This window comes from Aureimonas endophytica (assembly GCF_014642635.1).
In the GTDB taxonomy this organism is placed as follows: domain Bacteria; phylum Pseudomonadota; class Alphaproteobacteria; order Rhizobiales; family Rhizobiaceae; genus Plantimonas; species Plantimonas endophytica.
In genome coordinates, this window is record NZ_BMIQ01000002.1 from 280,170 (window position 1) to 296,912 (window position 16,743).

General features: G+C 69.5%; 13 protein-coding genes and 1 tRNA gene. 8 read left to right on the forward strand and 6 right to left on the reverse strand.

Annotated elements, in window-relative coordinates:
• Window positions 1-3 precede the first annotated feature (3 nt).
• A complete protein-coding gene (locus IEY14_RS07630; RefSeq protein WP_188907623.1) occupies window positions 4-918 on the forward strand; it encodes an ABC transporter permease subunit in 915 nt (304 codons plus the stop codon).
• Window positions 915-1,745 (forward strand): ABC transporter permease, encoded by an 831-nt coding sequence (locus IEY14_RS07635; RefSeq protein WP_188907624.1) that lies wholly within the window; start codon window positions 915-917, stop codon window positions 1,743-1,745. The genes IEY14_RS07630 and IEY14_RS07635 overlap by 4 nt, the downstream gene beginning before the upstream one ends.
• Before the next feature lie 16 nt (window positions 1,746-1,761).
• Here the strand turns inward: IEY14_RS07635 and IEY14_RS07640 are convergent, their stop codons facing one another.
• A complete protein-coding gene (locus tag IEY14_RS07640; protein ID WP_188907625.1) occupies window positions 1,762-2,871 on the reverse strand; it encodes a hypothetical protein in 1,110 nt (369 codons plus the stop codon).
• A 180-nt stretch (window positions 2,872-3,051) separates the two neighbouring features.
• Here IEY14_RS07640 and IEY14_RS07645 point away from each other — a divergent pair, with 180 nt between their 5' ends.
• The gene (locus IEY14_RS07645) at window positions 3,052-5,004 is read left to right on the forward strand and encodes an acetoacetate--CoA ligase (protein ID WP_188907626.1); all 1,953 of its coding nucleotides are present in this window, start codon (window positions 3,052-3,054) and stop codon (window positions 5,002-5,004) included.
• Between the two features lie 314 nt (window positions 5,005-5,318).
• Here the strand turns inward: IEY14_RS07645 and IEY14_RS07650 are convergent, their stop codons facing one another.
• Complete coding sequence (locus IEY14_RS07650; RefSeq protein WP_188907627.1) at window positions 5,319-8,642, reverse strand: PAS domain S-box protein; 3,324 nt, start codon at window positions 8,640-8,642, stop codon at window positions 5,319-5,321.
• A 229-nt stretch (window positions 8,643-8,871) separates the two neighbouring features.
• On the opposite strand from IEY14_RS07650, the gene IEY14_RS07655 reads away from it, so the two are divergent.
• From IEY14_RS07655 to IEY14_RS07665, 3 genes are all read left to right on the forward strand, one after another.
• Entirely contained in the window at window positions 8,872-9,372 is a 501-nt protein-coding gene (locus IEY14_RS07655; RefSeq protein ID WP_244639383.1) for a phasin, read from the forward strand.
• A gap of 103 nt (window positions 9,373-9,475) precedes the next feature.
• A tRNA-His gene (locus IEY14_RS07660) sits at window positions 9,476-9,552 on the forward strand.
• Window positions 9,553-9,848: 296 nt separating this feature from the next.
• The gene (locus tag IEY14_RS07665) at window positions 9,849-10,187 is read left to right on the forward strand and encodes a type II toxin-antitoxin system PemK/MazF family toxin (protein ID WP_210318308.1); all 339 of its coding nucleotides are present in this window, start codon (window positions 9,849-9,851) and stop codon (window positions 10,185-10,187) included.
• A gap of 247 nt (window positions 10,188-10,434) precedes the next feature.
• Here the strand turns inward: IEY14_RS07665 and dinB are convergent, their stop codons facing one another.
• Window positions 10,435-11,571 (reverse strand): DNA polymerase IV, encoded by a 1,137-nt coding sequence (gene dinB / locus IEY14_RS07670; RefSeq protein ID WP_188908104.1) that lies wholly within the window; start codon window positions 11,569-11,571, stop codon window positions 10,435-10,437.
• Window positions 11,572-11,743: 172 nt separating this feature from the next.
• The gene (locus IEY14_RS07675; RefSeq protein WP_188907628.1) at window positions 11,744-12,178 is read right to left on the reverse strand and encodes a hypothetical protein; all 435 of its coding nucleotides are present in this window, start codon (window positions 12,176-12,178) and stop codon (window positions 11,744-11,746) included.
• A gap of 133 nt (window positions 12,179-12,311) precedes the next feature.
• On the opposite strand from IEY14_RS07675, the gene chrA reads away from it, so the two are divergent.
• Window positions 12,312-13,685: a chromate efflux transporter gene (gene chrA / locus IEY14_RS07680; protein WP_188907629.1), complete on the forward strand. Its 1,374-nt coding sequence runs from the start codon at window positions 12,312-12,314 to the stop codon at window positions 13,683-13,685.
• A 9-nt stretch (window positions 13,686-13,694) separates the two neighbouring features.
• Here chrA and xseA read toward each other — a convergent pair whose 3' ends face one another.
• Together xseA and IEY14_RS07690 are read right to left on the reverse strand one after the other, a co-directional pair.
• Window positions 13,695-15,278: an exodeoxyribonuclease VII large subunit gene (gene xseA / locus IEY14_RS07685; protein ID WP_188907630.1), complete on the reverse strand. Its 1,584-nt coding sequence runs from the start codon at window positions 15,276-15,278 to the stop codon at window positions 13,695-13,697.
• A 5-nt stretch (window positions 15,279-15,283) separates the two neighbouring features.
• Window positions 15,284-16,234 carry a LysR family transcriptional regulator gene (locus tag IEY14_RS07690; RefSeq protein WP_188907631.1) on the reverse strand — a complete coding sequence of 317 codons (951 nt, stop codon included), beginning with the start codon at window positions 16,232-16,234 and terminating at the stop codon, window positions 15,284-15,286.
• A 180-nt stretch (window positions 16,235-16,414) separates the two neighbouring features.
• On the opposite strand from IEY14_RS07690, the gene IEY14_RS07695 reads away from it, so the two are divergent.
• The gene (locus tag IEY14_RS07695) at window positions 16,415-16,684 is read left to right on the forward strand and encodes a YjiS-like domain-containing protein (protein WP_244639384.1); all 270 of its coding nucleotides are present in this window, start codon (window positions 16,415-16,417) and stop codon (window positions 16,682-16,684) included.
• Window positions 16,685-16,743 lie beyond the last annotated feature (59 nt).

The window sequence follows — 16,743 nt, forward strand, 5'->3', positions numbered from 1 at the left end:
GCCATGGCGGAGGAGCGTTCCCAATCCGCCCATGGCGGGCGGCTCTACAAGAGCGTGGTCGTCGGGGTGCCCTATCTCTGGCTCCTCGTCTTCTTCTTCGTGCCCTTCCTGATCGTCCTCAAGATCTCGCTCTCGACGACGACGATCGCCCAGCCGCCCTATCTGCCGGTCTTCGATTTCGATCTCGCCTCCGTCCTCGCGGGCGTGAAGGAATTCGTCCCCGACAATTACGGCTTCCTCTTCGGCGACCCGCTCTATATCGACGCCTATCTGTCGAGCCTGCGGATCGCCGCGACCTCGACGGCGCTGGCCCTTCTCGTCGGCTATCCCTTCGCCTACGGCATGGCGAAGGCGCCGGCCGGCCTGCGGCCCGTGCTCCTGATGCTGACGATCCTGCCCTTCTGGACGAGCTTCCTCATCCGCGTCTATGCCTGGATCGGCATCCTGAAGAACGAGGGCCTCCTCAACCAGTTCCTGCTCTGGACGGGGCTGATCCACGAGCCGCTCTCGATCCTCAACACGGAAGTCGCCGTCTATATCGGCATCGTCTATTCCTATCTGCCCTTCATGGTGCTGCCGATCTATTCGAGCCTGGAGCGCATGGACCACCGGCTGATCGAGGCGGCGAACGATCTCGGCTGCCCGCCGGCCAAGGCCTTCTGGCGGATCACGCTGCCGCTTTCGCTGCCCGGCGTCCTCGCGGGCACCTTCCTCGTCTTCATTCCGGCGGTCGGCGAATTCGTCATTCCCGATCTCCTCGGCGGCTCCGACACGCTGATGATCGGCAAGACGCTCTGGGACGAGTTCTTCAACAATCGCGACTGGCCGGTCGCCTCGGCGGTGGCGGTGATCCTGCTCCTGGTGCTGGTGATCCCGATCGTCTTCTTCCAGCGGTCCCAGGCGAAGGTCGAGCGATGAACCGATCCTGGAGCCCCTTCAACATCGCCTGCGTCGCGCTCGGCTTCGCCTTTCTCTACGTGCCGATCGTGATCCTGGTGATCTATTCCTTCAACGCCTCGCGGCTCGTCACCGTCTGGGGCGGCTTCTCGACGCAATGGTATGTCGCGCTCTGGCACAATACCCAGATGCTGGAGGCCGCCTGGGTGACGATCCGCGTCGGTCTCCTGTCCGCGACGCTGGCGACGGTGCTCGGCACGCTCGCCGCGATGGCGCTGGTCCGCTTCGCGCGCTTTCCGGGCCGGCTGGTCTTTTCCGGCTTCATCTCGGCGCCGCTCGTCATGCCGGAAGTGATCACCGGCCTGTCGCTGCTGCTGCTCTTCGTCGCCCTGGGCTTCGATCGCGGCTTCTGGACCCTGACCATCGCCCATGTGACGCTGACCATGTGCTTCGTCGCGGTGGTGGTGCAGTCGCGCCTCGTCTCCATGGACCGGCGCATCGAGGAAGCGGCGCAGGATCTCGGCTGCCCGCCCTGGAAGACCTTCTTCGTCATCACCCTGCCGCTGATCTGGACGGCGGTCGCCTCCGGCTGGCTCCTCGCCTTCACCCTGTCGATCGACGATCTGGTGATCTCGTCCTTCACCACGGGACCCGGCGCCACGACCCTGCCGATGCGCATCTACAGCCAGGTGCGGCTCGGCGTGACGCCGGAGATCAACGCCGTCTGCACGATCCTGATTGCCGTCGTCTCGGTCGGCGTCGTGATCTCGGGGATCGCCAGCAAGCGGCAGGTGATGCGCCGCGAGCGCGACGAGCGCATGGCCGCGGCCGCCGCCGCGACCGAATAGGATCCCGCCTCGCCCCTTACGGGGCGCAGGTGCATTCGGCGGCGTGGGCGGTCTCGATGTCGTCCAGCGTCCGGTGCAGCGCCGTCGCGACCGGATCGGCGGCCGGCTCCTTCGCCTCCAGGAGATAGGTGAGCATTTCCAGATCGGCGAAGGCGGCCAGCACCTTCAGCCGCGCCGGCTGGTCCTGGATCAGCGGCCGGGCCGAGACGACATAGGGCTTGACGCTCGCGAGCTTCGCCAGGACCGGATGGGCGGCCGGATCGATCGGGGCGGGGGCCGGCTGGGCCGCCGGCGCGTCCTGTTCGACCACGAGATGGGCGGCGCGCGCCTGCGCGACAAGGCCGTCCACGGCGGCGAGCATGTCGCCCGGCCCGGCGAGCTGCGCCGGCAGCGGCGGCGGGACATCGGCCGGGGCCGGATTGGCGGCGGCGGCGTTGGTCGCGACGGGCGCGGCGGTCGGCGGCGCGGCCTCGGCGCCGGGCGGCGGCACGGGCGCCGCCGGGGCGATCGAGCCGGTGACGACCGGCTTGCCGCGCCGGATCGCCTCGGCGGCGGCGACGAGGGCTCGCTCGGCGGATTTTTGCTGCGTCGCGATCCAGCGGGCGCGCTGGTCGGGCGCCGGGCCGAGCTTGGCGGCGAAGCTGCGCAGGGTGCGCAGATAATCGGCGACGCCGCTGCAGAGATAGGGCGTCGGTTTCTGGTTCAGGTAGTCGGAGAGATCCTCCCGCAGCCGCGCGGCGATCGGCCCCTTGTCGCTCGTCACGACGGCGGCGGAGCGGCCCTTGCTGCGCGCCAGGGCGACGGCGGCGGTGAGCGCGCCGATCTCGGCCGGCGAGCGCGGGCGCGGCTGCGCGACGAAGAGCAGCGTGCCCGGCAGCGACGGATCGCCGATCTGGGGCTCCGGGGCCGGCGCCGCTCCGGCGGGCGCCGCCTTCGCGGCGGCCACGATCGGCCCGAGATCCTCGGCGCCGATTCGCTTCAGCGCGGCGCCGTAGCGCGCGGCGCATTCGCCGGCCGCCGGCTGAACCGCGCCCGCCTTCGTCTTCGGGGCGGACACGTCCTCGGCCCCGGCGGGAACGGCGGCGAGCGTCGCGGCGGCGAGCACGAGGAGGGCGGCTTTGGACATGGATGCGGGAACTCTCGGCGGTCGGGCGGCTTCGATCGCCGCATTCTTCGGCATCATCGTGGCAAGGGGTTGCCTCTGCCTTGAGCGGCGGCGCGCCGAGCGCCCTGAAGCGCCGCTCGGCGCGATTGATCGCGTCGCCGGCTCGTGCCACCAGGGAAGGACGCAACGGGGAGCGGTGTCATGAATGGGCGCGTGCTTTGGACTCCTTCGCCGGCGAGGATCGCCCGGCAGCCGCTGACGCGCTTCGCCGAGGCCGCTCGCGCCGCGACGGGGCGCGAGCTTGCCGATTATGCCGCGCTCCATGCCTGGTCGATCGAGGATCGCGACGCCTTCTGGTCGCATGTCTGGGATTTCTGCGAGGTGGTCGGGGCGAAGGGCGGGGCGGCCCTTCGCGACGAAGGCGACATGCGCGACGCCCGCTTTTTCCCGGAGGCGCGGCTGAACGTCGCCGAGACGCTCCTGCGCCGTTGCGGGCCGGAGGAGGCGATCGTCTTCCGCAGCGAGGACAAGGTCGAGCGGCGCCTGTCGGGCGACGAATTGAAGGCCCTGGTCTCGCGCCTGGCGCAGGGCCTCGCGGCGGCGGGTGTCGCCTCCGGCGACCGCGTCGCGGCCATGCTGCCCAACATGCCGGAGGCGGTGGCGCTGATGCTCGCCTGCGCCTCGCTTGGCGCGATCTTCTCCTCATGCTCGCCGGATTTCGGCGAGCGCGGCGTGCTGGACCGGTTCGGGCAGATCGAGCCGAAGCTGTTCTTCGCCTGCGACGGCTATCACTATGCCGGCAAGGTGATCCGCGTCGCCGACAAGCTCGGGCCGATCTCGCGGGCGCTGAAGCCGGAGCGCACGGTGATCGTGCCCCTGATCGGCGAGGCGGAGGCGGTGGCGGCGGGAACCTGGAACGGCGCGACGCTCGACGCCTTCCTCGCCCCCTTCGCGCCGGCGCCGCTCCGCTGCGAGCCGCTGCCCTTCGCCCATCCGCTCTTCATTCTCTATTCCTCCGGCACGACGGGCGTGCCGAAATGCATCGTCCATTCCGCCGGCGGCGCGCTCCTGCAGCTGATGAAGGAGCACCGGCTCCATTGCGGCATCACGCCCGGCGCCCGCGTCTTCTACTTCACCACCTGCGGCTGGATGATGTGGAACTGGCTGGCCTTCGCGCTCGGCTCCGGCGCGACGCTCCTCCTCTACGACGGCTCGCCCTTCCATCCGAACGGCAATGTCCTGTTCGACTATCTCGCGGCCGAACGGGCGACGCTGTTCGGCACCTCGGCGAAGTTCATCGACGCGGTGCGCAAGGAAGGGCTGCGGCCGATCGAGACGCATGACCTCTCCGCGATCGAGACCATCACCTCCACCGGCTCGCCGCTGTCGCCGGAGGGCTTCGACTTCGTCTATGACGGCATCAAGCGCGACGTGCATCTCGCCTCGATCTCCGGCGGCACCGACATCGTCTCCTGCTTCGTGCTGGGCGTGCCCTGGCTGCCGGTCCACGAGGGTGAGATCCAGGGGGCGGGGCTCGGCATGGCGGTGGACGTCTACGACGACGACGGCCGGCCGGTGCGCGGCGAGAAGGGCGATCTGGTCTGCACCAGGGCCTTCCCCTCGATGCCCGTCGCCTTCTGGAACGATCCCGGCGGCGAGCGCTATCGCGCCGCCTATTTCGAGCGCTTCCCGAATGTCTGGTGCCATGGCGATTTCGCCGAATGGACCGGGCATGACGGCATCGTCATCCATGGCCGCTCGGACGCGACGCTGAATCCGCAAGGCGTGCGCATCGGCACGGCGGAGATCTACAACGTGGTGGAATCCCTGCCCGAGATCGCCGAGGCGATCTGCGTCGGTCAGGATTTCGACGGCGACGTGCGGGTGGTGCTCTTCGTGCGCCCGAAGCCGGGCTTCGATCTGGACGAGGCGCTGACGCGGCGCATCCGGGACGAGATCCGGCGCAACACCTCGCCGCGCCATGTGCCGGCCAAGGTGCTGGCCGTGCCGGACATCCCGCGCACCAAGTCCGGCAAGATCGTCGAGCTCGCGGTGCGCGAGGTGATCCATGGCCGCCCGGTGAAGAACAAGGAGGCGCTCGCCAATCCGGAAGCGCTCGACCATTTCGCCGACCGGGCCGAACTGAAGGATTGAAGCGACGGAAGGGAACGGGCGCGGGCGCCCGTTCCGGCCGGACCCTGGCTCATACCGACGCGCCCTTGAATTGACCTGTTTCGCCGGAGCGGCCTTCGTCGTGGACAAGGAGGGCGACGGGAGTGGCCTTTCGGCCACGACCTGAGCCCGACGACGCTCCACGGCGGAGGAGGCCCGGCCCTTCGGGTGGGCCTTGGACGCCGTCCGGAGTGCGTCGCGGAGCTTGGCCATGCCCCCGGCACGCCCGGCGCACCGCTCCTTCCCGGACGACGTCCAAGGCCCACGAAACAGGTCAATTCAAGGGCGCGTCGGTATCAGTCCACCAAAACGCGCTGCGCCGGGAAGGCGATCTCCACCAGCGTGCCTTCGCCGGGGGTCGAGCGGATGGTGAACCTCGCCCGGTTCGCCTCGGCCATGGCCTTGGTCAGCGGCAGGCCGAGGCCGGTGCCCTGGCCGCGCTCCTCGCCCGGCTGATGCACCTGCTGGAACGGCGTCAGGGCGATCTCGATCTCGCGCTCCGTCATGCCGATGCCGCTGTCACGCACCCGCAGCAGCACGTCGCCCTCCGCCGTATAGGCGGTGGAGGCGATGATCTGGCCGCCGGCCGGGGTGAAGCGTACCGAATTGGAGAGGAGATTCAGTGCGATCTGCCGGATGGTGCGGCGGTCGGCCACCACCTGCGGCACGGAGGGCGGCAGGTTGGAGCGCACGATCACCCGCTCGCGATTGGCCTGCGGCTGCATCACCGAGACGACCTCGGCCAGCACCTCGTTCAGCGAGACGGGCTCGAAGGTCAGCTCCATCTTGCCCGCCTCGATCTTGGAAATGTCGAGCAGGTCGTTGACGAGATCGAGCACGTGATGGCCCGAGCGCTTGATGTCGCCGAGATATTCCAGATAGCGCTCGTTGCCGATCGGCCCGAAACATTCCGAGGCCATGACGTCGGCGAAGCCGATGATGGCGTTCAGCGGCGTGCGCAGCTCATGCGTGATATTGGCGAGGAAGCGGCTCTTGTGCAGGCTCGCCGCTTCGGCCGCGCGCCTCGCATTGACGAGATCCTCCTCCACCCGCTTCCAATGGGCGATGTCGCGGATGACGACGCACCAGCCGCGCCCTTCCGACAGGGGGCCGATCGTGATGAAGAGCGGGATGAGCCCGCCCTGCGCGACGCGGCCGGTGACCTCGCGCCCGTCATTGAGGACGGCGGCGATGCCCTTGTCCTTCAGGGATTCCAGATAGTCCTGCACCGCGCGTTGCGAATCCCCGGCGAAGAGGCTGGCGAGCGGCTTGCCCTCCATCGCCTCCGGCTCCTGTCCGAACAGTGCCTGGGCCGAGCCGTTGACGGTGCGGATCTGCGCCTCGGCATCGACCAGGATGACGCCGTCCGTCGCGATGTCGAGCACGGCGCGCAATTCGGCGATCCCCCGCCGCAGATCCTCGGCTTCCGTCCGGTCCTCGACCTCGGCCTCAGCCTCGGCCGGACGCGGCGCGGGCTCGAAGGTCATGAGAAGGGACGAGCGGCCGCCGAAGCTGATCCGCTGCATGCGCACGCGAGCCGGCACGGTCGCGCCGTCCGCCCGGCGCAACGCCATCTCGGCGCCTTCGGTCTCTTCCGGCCGCTCGGCGAAGAGCGCGTCGAGACCCCCGGCGGCATTGAGGGCGGCGATGTCGGCATGGCCCGCCATCTCCAGGAAGGCGGCATTGGCATAGACGATCTCGTCCCGGCCCTGCACCAGGAGCGGCAGCGCGAGCGCGCCGAGAATATTCGTCTCGTCCGCCGAGGGCCGCAGCGCGGCGCCCGCCTCGGGCGCTGCCGCGCCGGCTTCCGCATCCGGTGACGGATCGGCGATGCGCAAGGCGGGCGGAATCTCGGCGCCCGCATCCTCGCCAAGCTTGGCGCCGATGGCGCGGAAGGCGGCTTCCTCGGTTTCGGACAGCATGCCCTCGCGCGCCCGGCGGCGCTCGCCGAGACGCACCACCTTCGGCTCGCCCGCATCCGCCGGGGCGGGCGGCGCCTGCCGCCGGCCGAAGGACACGCCGGGAAGCTCCGCCTCGAAGCTGCGCAGCGTCAGCCCCGTCGCCGGCGACTCGATCACGGGCGGGGCGGGGGGCGGCGCCGGCTCGCCCGGCCGGACGGCGAAGGGATCGCCCATCGCGAGGGCGAGGCCGATGGCCTGCGGGTCCTTTTCCGCATCGGTGGCGCGCAGGATGCCGAAGCCGCGAAAGCCGTCGAAGCTGCGGTCGCGCGCATAGGTCGGCAGAGCCGCGAGATCGATCGGCACGCGCCGGTCCGTGCCTTCGACCGGCCAGGTGATCGTCCGGCCCGACCAGGTGTCGCGCCGGTCGAGCAGGCGGCGGATCTCGCCGCTCGCATCGAGGTCGAAGGCGGTCGCGACATCCACGAAGCTGCGGCCGATGACGTCGGCGGCGCGCGGGCCGACCACGCCGGCGAATTCCGGCGACAGCGAGCGGAAGCGGCCGTCGCGATCGATCTGCCAGACGAAGCGCATCGGCGCGCGGGAAAAGTCCGGCACGAAGCCGGAGGGCGTCGTCCGGGCGGCGGCGGGCGGGGCGGCGGCGGCCGTCTCGGTCGGCTGCGCCGGCACGGATCGCTCCTCGGTGCCCGGAACGAGTTCCTCGGCCTCCGGCCGCTCCTCGTTCTCGACGAGCGGCGCCTCGATCTCCTCCGCCGCGTCCTCGGGCAGATCCGGCAGCGTCACGACATGCGGCTGGTCGGTCGGCTGTTCCTGCGGGGCGCGGGGCGCTTCCGGGTCCTCCGTCGGCGTCGCGGGCCGGTTCTCGGAAGGAGCGTCGCCCGAAGCGACGGATGCCGGCGCACCCCAGAGCGAGCGTAGGGGCTGCTTCAGGCCGCTGGCCGGATCGGCCGGATCGGCCGGACCGTCGCCCTCCCGCCGGCCCTGCCAGCGCTCCACCATCGCGGCGATGTTCGGCGCCGCCGGCTGCGCCGGTATTTCAGGGTTCGCCTCGCCGGGCGGCGCTGGCGGGACTTCGGCCGGCCGCTCGCTCCGTGCGGAGAAGAGGGCGAGAACCAAATCGTTCTCGATGCGCAGCAGCCGGACATCGCTGGATTGGGTTGCGAAGCGGCGCTCGCTGCCGTCCTCGGCAAGGAGGGCGCGCGCCTCGCCGGCCAGCGCCTCGTCTTCCGCGGGAGCGGTCGCGGCGAGACCCGTGCCGGCCGCGATCCGGCCGCCCGCGTCGAAGAGCGCCGCCGGTGCGGCCGAGAGGCCGAGATCGGCGAGGCGGCCTCGGGGATCGGGTTGCGTGTCGCCGGGGGCGAGAGGCGCCGTCAGCAGCGCGGCCCGCGTCTCGCCGTCGGAAAGGCCGATCAGCATGGCCGCGAGGGGATGCAGGCTGCGGCCGGCCGCGACGCTGAGGAGCACGGAGACAGCGCCGCCCTCGGCGACGCGCCGGGCGCTGGAGCGCAATTGCCGCGCGAGGAGCGGGGGCAGCGTTTCGCCGTCGGCACCGAGGCCGAAGGCGCGCCGTCCCGCCGCGTCGCCGAGAAGGATGCGCGTCAGCCCGGCATCGAGCAGCAGCCACGCGCGCCCATGCCGGGCCGAACGTGATTCGGCACTCGCCAGAAGCTCGGGGAGAATCGATCCGGGCGCAGAACTCATCAAACCATACCGCCAAAACACGGCGACTCGCGCAAGCCGCGTTCATTAACAATCGATTAATAACGGCGAGGAAAGGGCTAAGCCAGGAGGTCTGTCATGTCGGCGCGAAATGGTTACGGTAAAGGTTAATCGCCGGCTGCAACGAAGTCGGATGGCGTATCGTTGCTGAGGCGAGAAGGGGCGGCGCCGATTCGGGCGGTCGCAGGCAGGCTATCGAAGGGAGAAGACCATGTCGGATACCGATCAGAATCATGAGACCCCGATGGATGACATGCAGCGCACCGCCGAGGACGCGTTCCGCAACGCCCAGAGCGCGCTCGGAATGGACCCGGCCAAGATGACCGAGACCTTCCGCAACATGACGCAGAAGTCGATGGAACAGTCGCGCGAGGCCTATGGCCGGATGAAATCCGCCGCCGAGGACGCGACCCGCACGCTCGAATCGACCATGGAAAACGCGCATCAGGGCTCGCTGCAGATCTCCAAGCGGGCGATCGACGCGATGCGCCGCAACGCCGATCTCGGCTTCTCGCATCTGGAAAAGCTGATGTCGGCCAAGTCCTTTGCCGAGGTCATCGAGTTGCAGACGAGCTATGTCCGCCAGCAGATCGAAGCCGCGACCGACCAGGTGAAGGAAATGCAGGCGCTGACGCAGTCGCTGGCGCAGGACATGCTGAAGCCCGGCCGCGAGGCCTTCCAGCGCGCGACGGAAGCGACGCGGAACCTCTGATCCGCCTTTGCCGTGGATTGAGGCCGGCACCACGCCGTGCCGGCCTTGCCTTGCGGCGCGAAAAGCATTACTGCGAGCCCCGGAGACGGACTGATGTCCGCATGCGGTTGTAGCTCAGCTGGTTAGAGCGTCGGATTGTGGCTCCGAAGGTCGGTGGTTCGAACCCACCCAACCGTACCATTCCCATTCATTCAGATGACATCGGTCGACCGAGGGCGAAGCCGGTTTCGGTGGTCGAACGGTGAGCAGCATGCTGCCGGCTTGTCGGGTCTGATCGGTGGATCGGCGCGTTCGCAAGTCGGGCTGGCGCGTGCCGAGGCTGGGGGAAGCATCGAGTAAGCCTCGTTCAGAAGGCTTCGCGGAGACCTTTTCCGAGAAATATTGATCGCCTAATGGTTGTAAATGGCTTTGCTCTACCATCCGCAACCGGGCGCCATCGTCCGCGTCGACCTCAACGAAGGTTTCGCCCGCCGGAAATGGTCAAGCGGCGGCCCTGTATCGTCGTATCGCCTAAACTCCCCGACCGGGACAAGCTCTGCACGATCGTCCCGTTGAGTACCACCGCGCCAGCCAAGCCGCGTGCCTATAACTGCGAACTCGTATTGGATCCGCCTTTGCCTGCCCCCTACGATGCGCCGAGCATGTGGGTGAAGGCGGATATGCTGCAGACGGTCGCCTTCCACCGCTTGGCCTTGCTCACCCGAGGGAAGGACGGATCGGGCCAGCGAGTTTACGATACTCGTGTGCTGCCTGCGGATAAGCTGGCGGAGATCCGTGCCTGCATCGCCCATGCTCTCGGCTTCGACGGTTGGTGAGCTTGACACACTGACAGGTAGAACTTATCTTCAAGCCCGGCCCGAGGTTGCACCTCGGATTTAAGTCCTGTCGGTATCGGCAGGCCTCCGTAGATGGCGAAGCAAGCTTTGTACGGTGACAGATGAGGGCCTCGCTTCGGCGGGGCCCTTTTCGTTTCGGGTCTATGTTGCTCTGGCACTATCGTGGCATCGGACGCCGCACCTTGCGGTGTTCATGCCGCGAGGCATCGATCGATTCCCCTGTCCCTCACAAAGGCAGGCTGAATTGCAGCGCGGGCGTTTCCGCCTGCGCGTCGGCGAGGGCCGAGAGGGTGATGCCGAGCAGCCGGACGCCCTTCGCCACCGGCATCAGCGGCTGGAGCAGGCCGAGGCCGAGCCGTTCGAGTTCCGCCCGGTTCGAGACGGCGAGGGGCACGGACTGGCTGCGGGTGATCTGCTGGAAATCGGCGAACTTCACCTTCAGCGTCACCGTGCGGCCGCGAAGGCCGCTCGTCTCGCAATGGCGCCAGACCTTGTCGAGGATCGGCTGGAGGGCGCTCGCCATCGCCTCAAAGGCGAAGAGATCCTCGCTGAACGTGTTCTCCGCCCCGACCGACTTGCGGATGCGGTTCGCCCGCACCGGCCGCTCGTCGATGCCGCGCGAGATCCAGTAGTAATAGGGCCCGGCCTTGCCGAAGCGCTCCTGCAGGAAGGGCAGGGACTTCGCGCGCAGGTCCCGGCCGGTCTGGAGACCGAGCCGTTCCATCTTGGCGGCCGTCGCCGGGCCGATGCCGTGGAAGCGCCCGACCGGCAGGTCCTCCACGAAGGCGGCGCCCATCGCCGGGGGAATGACGAAGAGCCCGTCGGGCTTGCGATGGTCCGAGGCGAGCTTGGCCAGGAACTTGTTGTAGGAGACGCCGGCCGAGGCGGTGAGGCCCGTCACCTCGCGGATGCGCTGGCGGATCGCCTCGGCGATGGCGGTGGCGGACGGGATGTCCTGCAGATTTTCGGTGACGTCGAGATAGGCCTCGTCGAGCGACAGAGGCTCGATGATCGGCGTATGTTCGGCAAAGATCGCCCGGATCTCGGCCGAGACGGCCTTGTAGACCTCGAAGCGCGGCTTGACGAAGACGAGTTCCGGGCAGCGGCGTCTGGCGGTCACCGAGGGCATGGCGGAGCGCACGCCGAAGACCCGCGCCTCGTAGCTCGCCGCCGCGACGACGCCGCGCTGCGACGAGCCGCCCACCGCCACCGGCCTGCCGCGCAGCGAAGGATCGTCGCGCTGTTCCACCGAGGCGAAGAAGGCATCCATGTCGATATGGATGATCTTGCGCGGCCGCGCCGGAGCGGACGCGGCTTCAATCCCGCCGGCCGGCAAACTGCCGGGCCGCTGCGCCGCGTCCATCGCGCTTTCACCGTCCCGCAGCATCATCGCCGGGTGTCCGCCCAAGCCCTTCGTCCCTCCCGTTCCGCCGCGCGGCGCGCCAGCTCGATGCCGGATGGGGCCGACTCGACCAGGAACGGATTAGGAACATAGCGCCAAGCGGCGCCGCATCCAAGAGCGGGACGGGCCGGGATCAGCCGGCCTTCAGGGTCGCGTCGGTGCCCGTCACGGTGCCGAGGCCGTTGTCGCCCGCCTCGATGGCGGTGATCGTGCCGAGACCCGTCACGACCGAGCCGACCTTGATGCGGACGAGCTTCAGCCGGGTCGCCAGGATCGCCTCGTTCTCGAAGATGGAGACGATCGCGTAATCGGCCGGTTGCAGGGGCGCGGCGTCGGTCAGCACGGCGACGGCGAGCGGGCCCTTGTTCTCCTTCTTCGCGGCGGCATGTTCGGGGGCGGGGCTTGCCTCAGAGGCGGTGCCGAAGGCGAAATAGCCGCCGGCACCGGCGCCGCCTGCCAGAACGAGGGCGGCGGCGGCCGCGATGATGCCCTTCTTCTTGCGCGATCTGGCGGGCTTCGCCTCGCCGCCGTCTTCCGGCTTCGGCTCGGCTGTCTTCGCTTTGGCCACGGGGCAACCCTCCTTGCGGATGACGGAGCCAACATGGCGGGCGGGCATGGAGATCGGGTGCAGGAAAAGCCTAAACTTCGAGGCGATTCGCGAGAATGAATTCGGGAAGCCGTCGGGCAGGGGAGAGGGCGCCATGCGAGGGAAAGCGATCTCGACCGGGGCGACCGCGCCAGCGCCGGCGCCAGCACCGGCGGCGGCGGTCGGTTTCGGCGAGGCCCTCAGGGTCTGGATCCGCATCGCCTGCCTGTCCTTCGGCGGGCCGGCCGGGCAGATCGCGCTGATGCATCGCATCCTGGTCGATGAGAAGCGCTGGATCGACGAGGCGCGCTTCCTTCATGCGCTGAATTTCTGCATGCTCCTGCCCGGCCCCGAGGCGCAGCAGCTCGCGACCTATATCGGCTGGCTGCTCCACGGCACGAAGGGCGGCCTGGCCGCCGGCATCCTCTTCGTGCTGCCCGGCGCGGTCTCGATCCTCGCCCTCTCGCTCGTCTATGTCGCCTATGGCGATGCCGGCCTCGTCGCCGGGCTGTTCTTCGGCCTGAAGGCGGCGGTTCTCGCCGTCGTGCTCGAAGCGGTGCAGCGGATCAGCCGGCGGGCGCTCCGGAACGGCGCGATGCGGGCGATCGCCGCCTTCGCCTTCGTCGCGATCTTTCTCCTGCACGTGCCCTTTCCGGCGATCGTCTTCGGCGCCGCGCTGGTCGGCTGGCTCGGCGGCCGCCTCGACCATCCCGCCTTCGCGCCGGGCGGGGCGGAAGCACCCGCCGGGCCGGACATCGCGCAGGCGCGCGCCGGGAGTCTCGAAGCCTTCCGGCTCGGCGCGATCCTCCTTCTCGTCTGGCTCCTGCCGGTGGCGGCGCTTCTGGCGCTTCTCGGCCCGGGCGACACCTTCACCGCGATCGGCCTCTTCTTCAGCAAGATGGCGGTGGTCAGCTTCGGCGGCGCCTATGCCGTCCTCGCCTATGTCGCGCAGCAGGCGGTGGAGCATTACGGCTGGCTGCGGCCGGGCGAGATGCTGAACGGGCTGGGCCTCGCCGAAACGACGCCGGGGCCGCTGATCATGGTCACGCAATTCGTCGGCTTCCTGGCCGCCTTCCGCGACCCGGGCGGGCTGAACCCCTATCTCGCGGGAATCCTCGGCAGCCTGCTCACCACCTGGGTCACCTTCGCGCCCTGCTTTCTCTGGATCTTCCTCGGCGCGCCCTTCGTCGAGCGGCTGCGCGGCAACCGGGCGCTCGCGGCGGCGCTCGCCGCGATCACCGCCGCCATCGTCGGGGTGATCCTCAATCTCGCCGTCTGGTTCGGGCTGCATGTCCTGTTCCGCGAGCTGCGCGTCGCGCGGCTCGGACCCTTCGCCCTCGACCTGCCGGTGCCGGGCAGTCTCGATCCGGCGGCGCTGCTCCTGGCGCTCGCCGCCGGCCTCGCGCTGTTCCGCTTCAAGCTGGGCGTGGTGCCCGTGCTCGTCGGCTGCGCGGCGGCGGGCGCGCTGCGCGTTCTTCTCGCCGGATAAGAAGAGCGGCTAGAACAGCGAGCCCTGATCGACCTTGACCGCGCCGCGCTTGCCGCGCGGCGACTTGGCCACGCTCGGGCGCGGCGCGGCCGTCGTCAGCGCGCTGCGCCGCCCGTCGGCGAATTCCAGATCGAAGGCCATGCCGGGCGACAGGGCCTCGGCGCTGGTGATCGGCGCGTCCTTCGCCTGCGGGTCGCGCACGATGGCATAACCGCGTTGCAGGACTTGGCGCCAGTCGAGGCTCGCCGCGACGCGGGCGATGGCGGAGAGGCGATCGGCGCGGCGCGCATGGCCGTGGGCGAAGGCCCGCTCCAGCCGGTCGGCCAGCACGTCCAGCTTCATGCGCCCTTCCTGGCTGCGCGTGGCGATGCCATGCGGCCGAAGGTCGGAGACGGCGCGCTCGAAGCGCTGCCGGCGCCGCGCCAGGAAACCGTCCAGCGCATGGCGGCTGCGCGTTTCGCCGAGCCGCAGATCGTTGCGCTTGTCGCGCAGGAGCGCATCCAGCCGGTGCGGCGCCAGCCGGCCGCCGGCCTCGCCGAAGAGCCGCCGCTTCTCGCCGACCGCGACGCGGAGCGAGCGGCCGAGCTGGCTCGACGCGTCGTCCAGGCGCCGGCGCGGCAGGGCGAGCAGCATGTCGATCGAGGGAATGGCCCGGGCGAGGCCGGCGACCAAGCGCCGCCCGTCGCCGAGCCGGCGCGAGACGCCGGTGCCGAGCCGCGCGTTGAGGCTGGCGAGCATCAGTTCGAGCTCGGCCTTCACCGGCACCGCCATCTCGGCCGCCCCGGTCGGCGTCGGCGCCCGGCGGTCGCTGGCATGGTCGATCAGCGTCCAGTCGGTCTCGTGGCCGACGGCGGAGATCAGGGGAATGGCGGAAGCGGCCGCGGCGCGCACCACCGCCTCGTCGTTGAAGCCCCAGAGGTCCTCGAGACTGCCGCCGCCGCGCGCGACGATGAGGAGATCCGGGCGCGGGATCGGCCCGCCCTCTTCCAGCGCGTTGAAGCCGGCGATCGCCGCCGCGACCTCGGCGCCGCAGGTCTCGCCCTGGACGCGCACCGGCCAGACGAGGAGATGCAACGGAAAGCGGTCGGCGATGCGGTGGCGGATGTCGCGGATCACCGCGCCGGTCGGCGAGGTGACGACCCCGACGACGCGCGGCAGGAAGGGCAGGGGCCGTTTACGCTCCGCCGCGAAGAGGCCTTCCGCTTCCAGCCGGCGCCGCCGTTCGTCGAGAAGCGCCATCAGCGCCCCGGCGCCCGCCGGCTCCAGATGGTCGATGACGATCTGATATTTGGAGGAGCCGGGATAGGTCGTCAGCTTGCCGGTGGCGATGACCTCCAGCCCCTCCTCGGGCTTGAAGGGCAGCTTCGCCATGGCGGTGCGCCAGACGACGGCTTCCAGCCGGGCCTTGTCGTCCTTCAGGGCGAAATAGGCGTGGCCCGAGGAATGCGGGCCGCGATAGCCTGAAATCTCGCCGCGCACCCGCACATGCTCGAAGGCACTCTCGACCGTGCGCTTCAGGGCGCCCGAGAGTTCGGAAACCGTGTATTCGGCGGCGTTCGATCCGGAAGGCGCCGCATCGGCGAGAGCGCTCAAGCCCGTCACCAGCCGGCGAGCGCGAAGCCGCCGCGCTGGCGCTGCGCCTTGCCCCGCGCCTCGCCGGCCCGCAGCGACGGCTCCATCAGCGTCGGCGCCCCGAGATTGTTCTGGAGGCTCTCGCGGATATGGGCGATCAGCGCCTCGACCACCGGCCGGTCGGCATTCTTGCCGCGCAGCATGCCGATCTCGGCGTCGCGCAGCGTCGGAAAGCCGTCCGCCTCGGTGAGGACGCGCATGCCGGAGCGCAGCGCGCATTCCGGCAGCACGCTGACGGCGAGGCCCGCCAGCACCGCCGAGGCGACGATCGTCGCCGACCAGGAGGTGAAGAGGACGCGGTGCTCGCGGCCGATGCCTTGCAGGGCCTCGATGCACTGCTTGCGCCAGATGCAGTCGGCCCGGCCGATGGCGAGCGGCAGGATGGGCTCCTCGTGTACGCAATGGGCGGCGGAGGTGACGAAATGCAGGGGCTCGCGCCGCACGATCTCGGCATTGCCCGCCTTGCTCGGACAGACCAGCACGACGTCGAGCTGGCCCTTGTCGATCTGCTCCATCAGATTGACCGAGGGCTCGCAGGCGATCTGCAATTCGACGCGCGGATTGGAGCGGGAAAAGCGCGCCATGATCTCCGGCAGGAGGCGCTCGGCATAGTCGTCGGGCAGGCCGATCCGCACATGGCCCTCGATCATGTCCTCGTCGAAGGCGGTCAGCGTTTCGAGGCTGAGGCTCATCAGCTTCCGGGCATAGCCGAGCAGGCGGTCGCCGTCCGGCGTCAGCTTCACGCTGCGCCCGGTGCGCTCGAACAGGGCCGTGTCGAGCCGCTCCTCCAGCTTGCGCATCTGCATGGAGACGGCGGACTGCGTCTTGAACACTTCCTCCGCCGCGCGGGTGAAGCTGCCCGTGTCGACGATGGCGAGAAAGGTGCGGAGCTGGTCGAGATCGAGAGGCGTCGGCATCGCGGCAATCCATCATCCACGGTGATGGACAGTATAAGCAACATTCGTTGGTTTGATCAATCACCGAGGCCTATCTTGGGATCATCGAGACGAGCCGACCGCTGACGGCGCCGAAACCCTCCCGTTCCGGCGAAGGGCGGAGCCTTGTCCGACGAAGCCCGATGAGAGGAGTCCGCCCCCGTGTCCCTGTTTCCCAGAACCTTCGCCGACGAGGTGCTGTCCGGCCTGCCGCGTCCCGATCTCAGGCTCGCCGCCGCCGCGCTCGGCGCGATGGTCCGCACGTTCCGCAACCGCCGCGCCGCCGACCGCGTCGCCGATCTGCCGGACTATCTCCTGACCGATATCGGCCTGAAGCGCGACGACGTCCACGAGGCCCTGTCCCTGCATTGGCGGGAAGACCCGACCTTCCGGCTCGCCCTTCGGGCGGCGGAGCGTCGGCGGGGACGATGAATGCCGACAAAAGCGACATGATCTGAACGGCCCGTCCTCACCGGCGGGCCGTTTTAGTT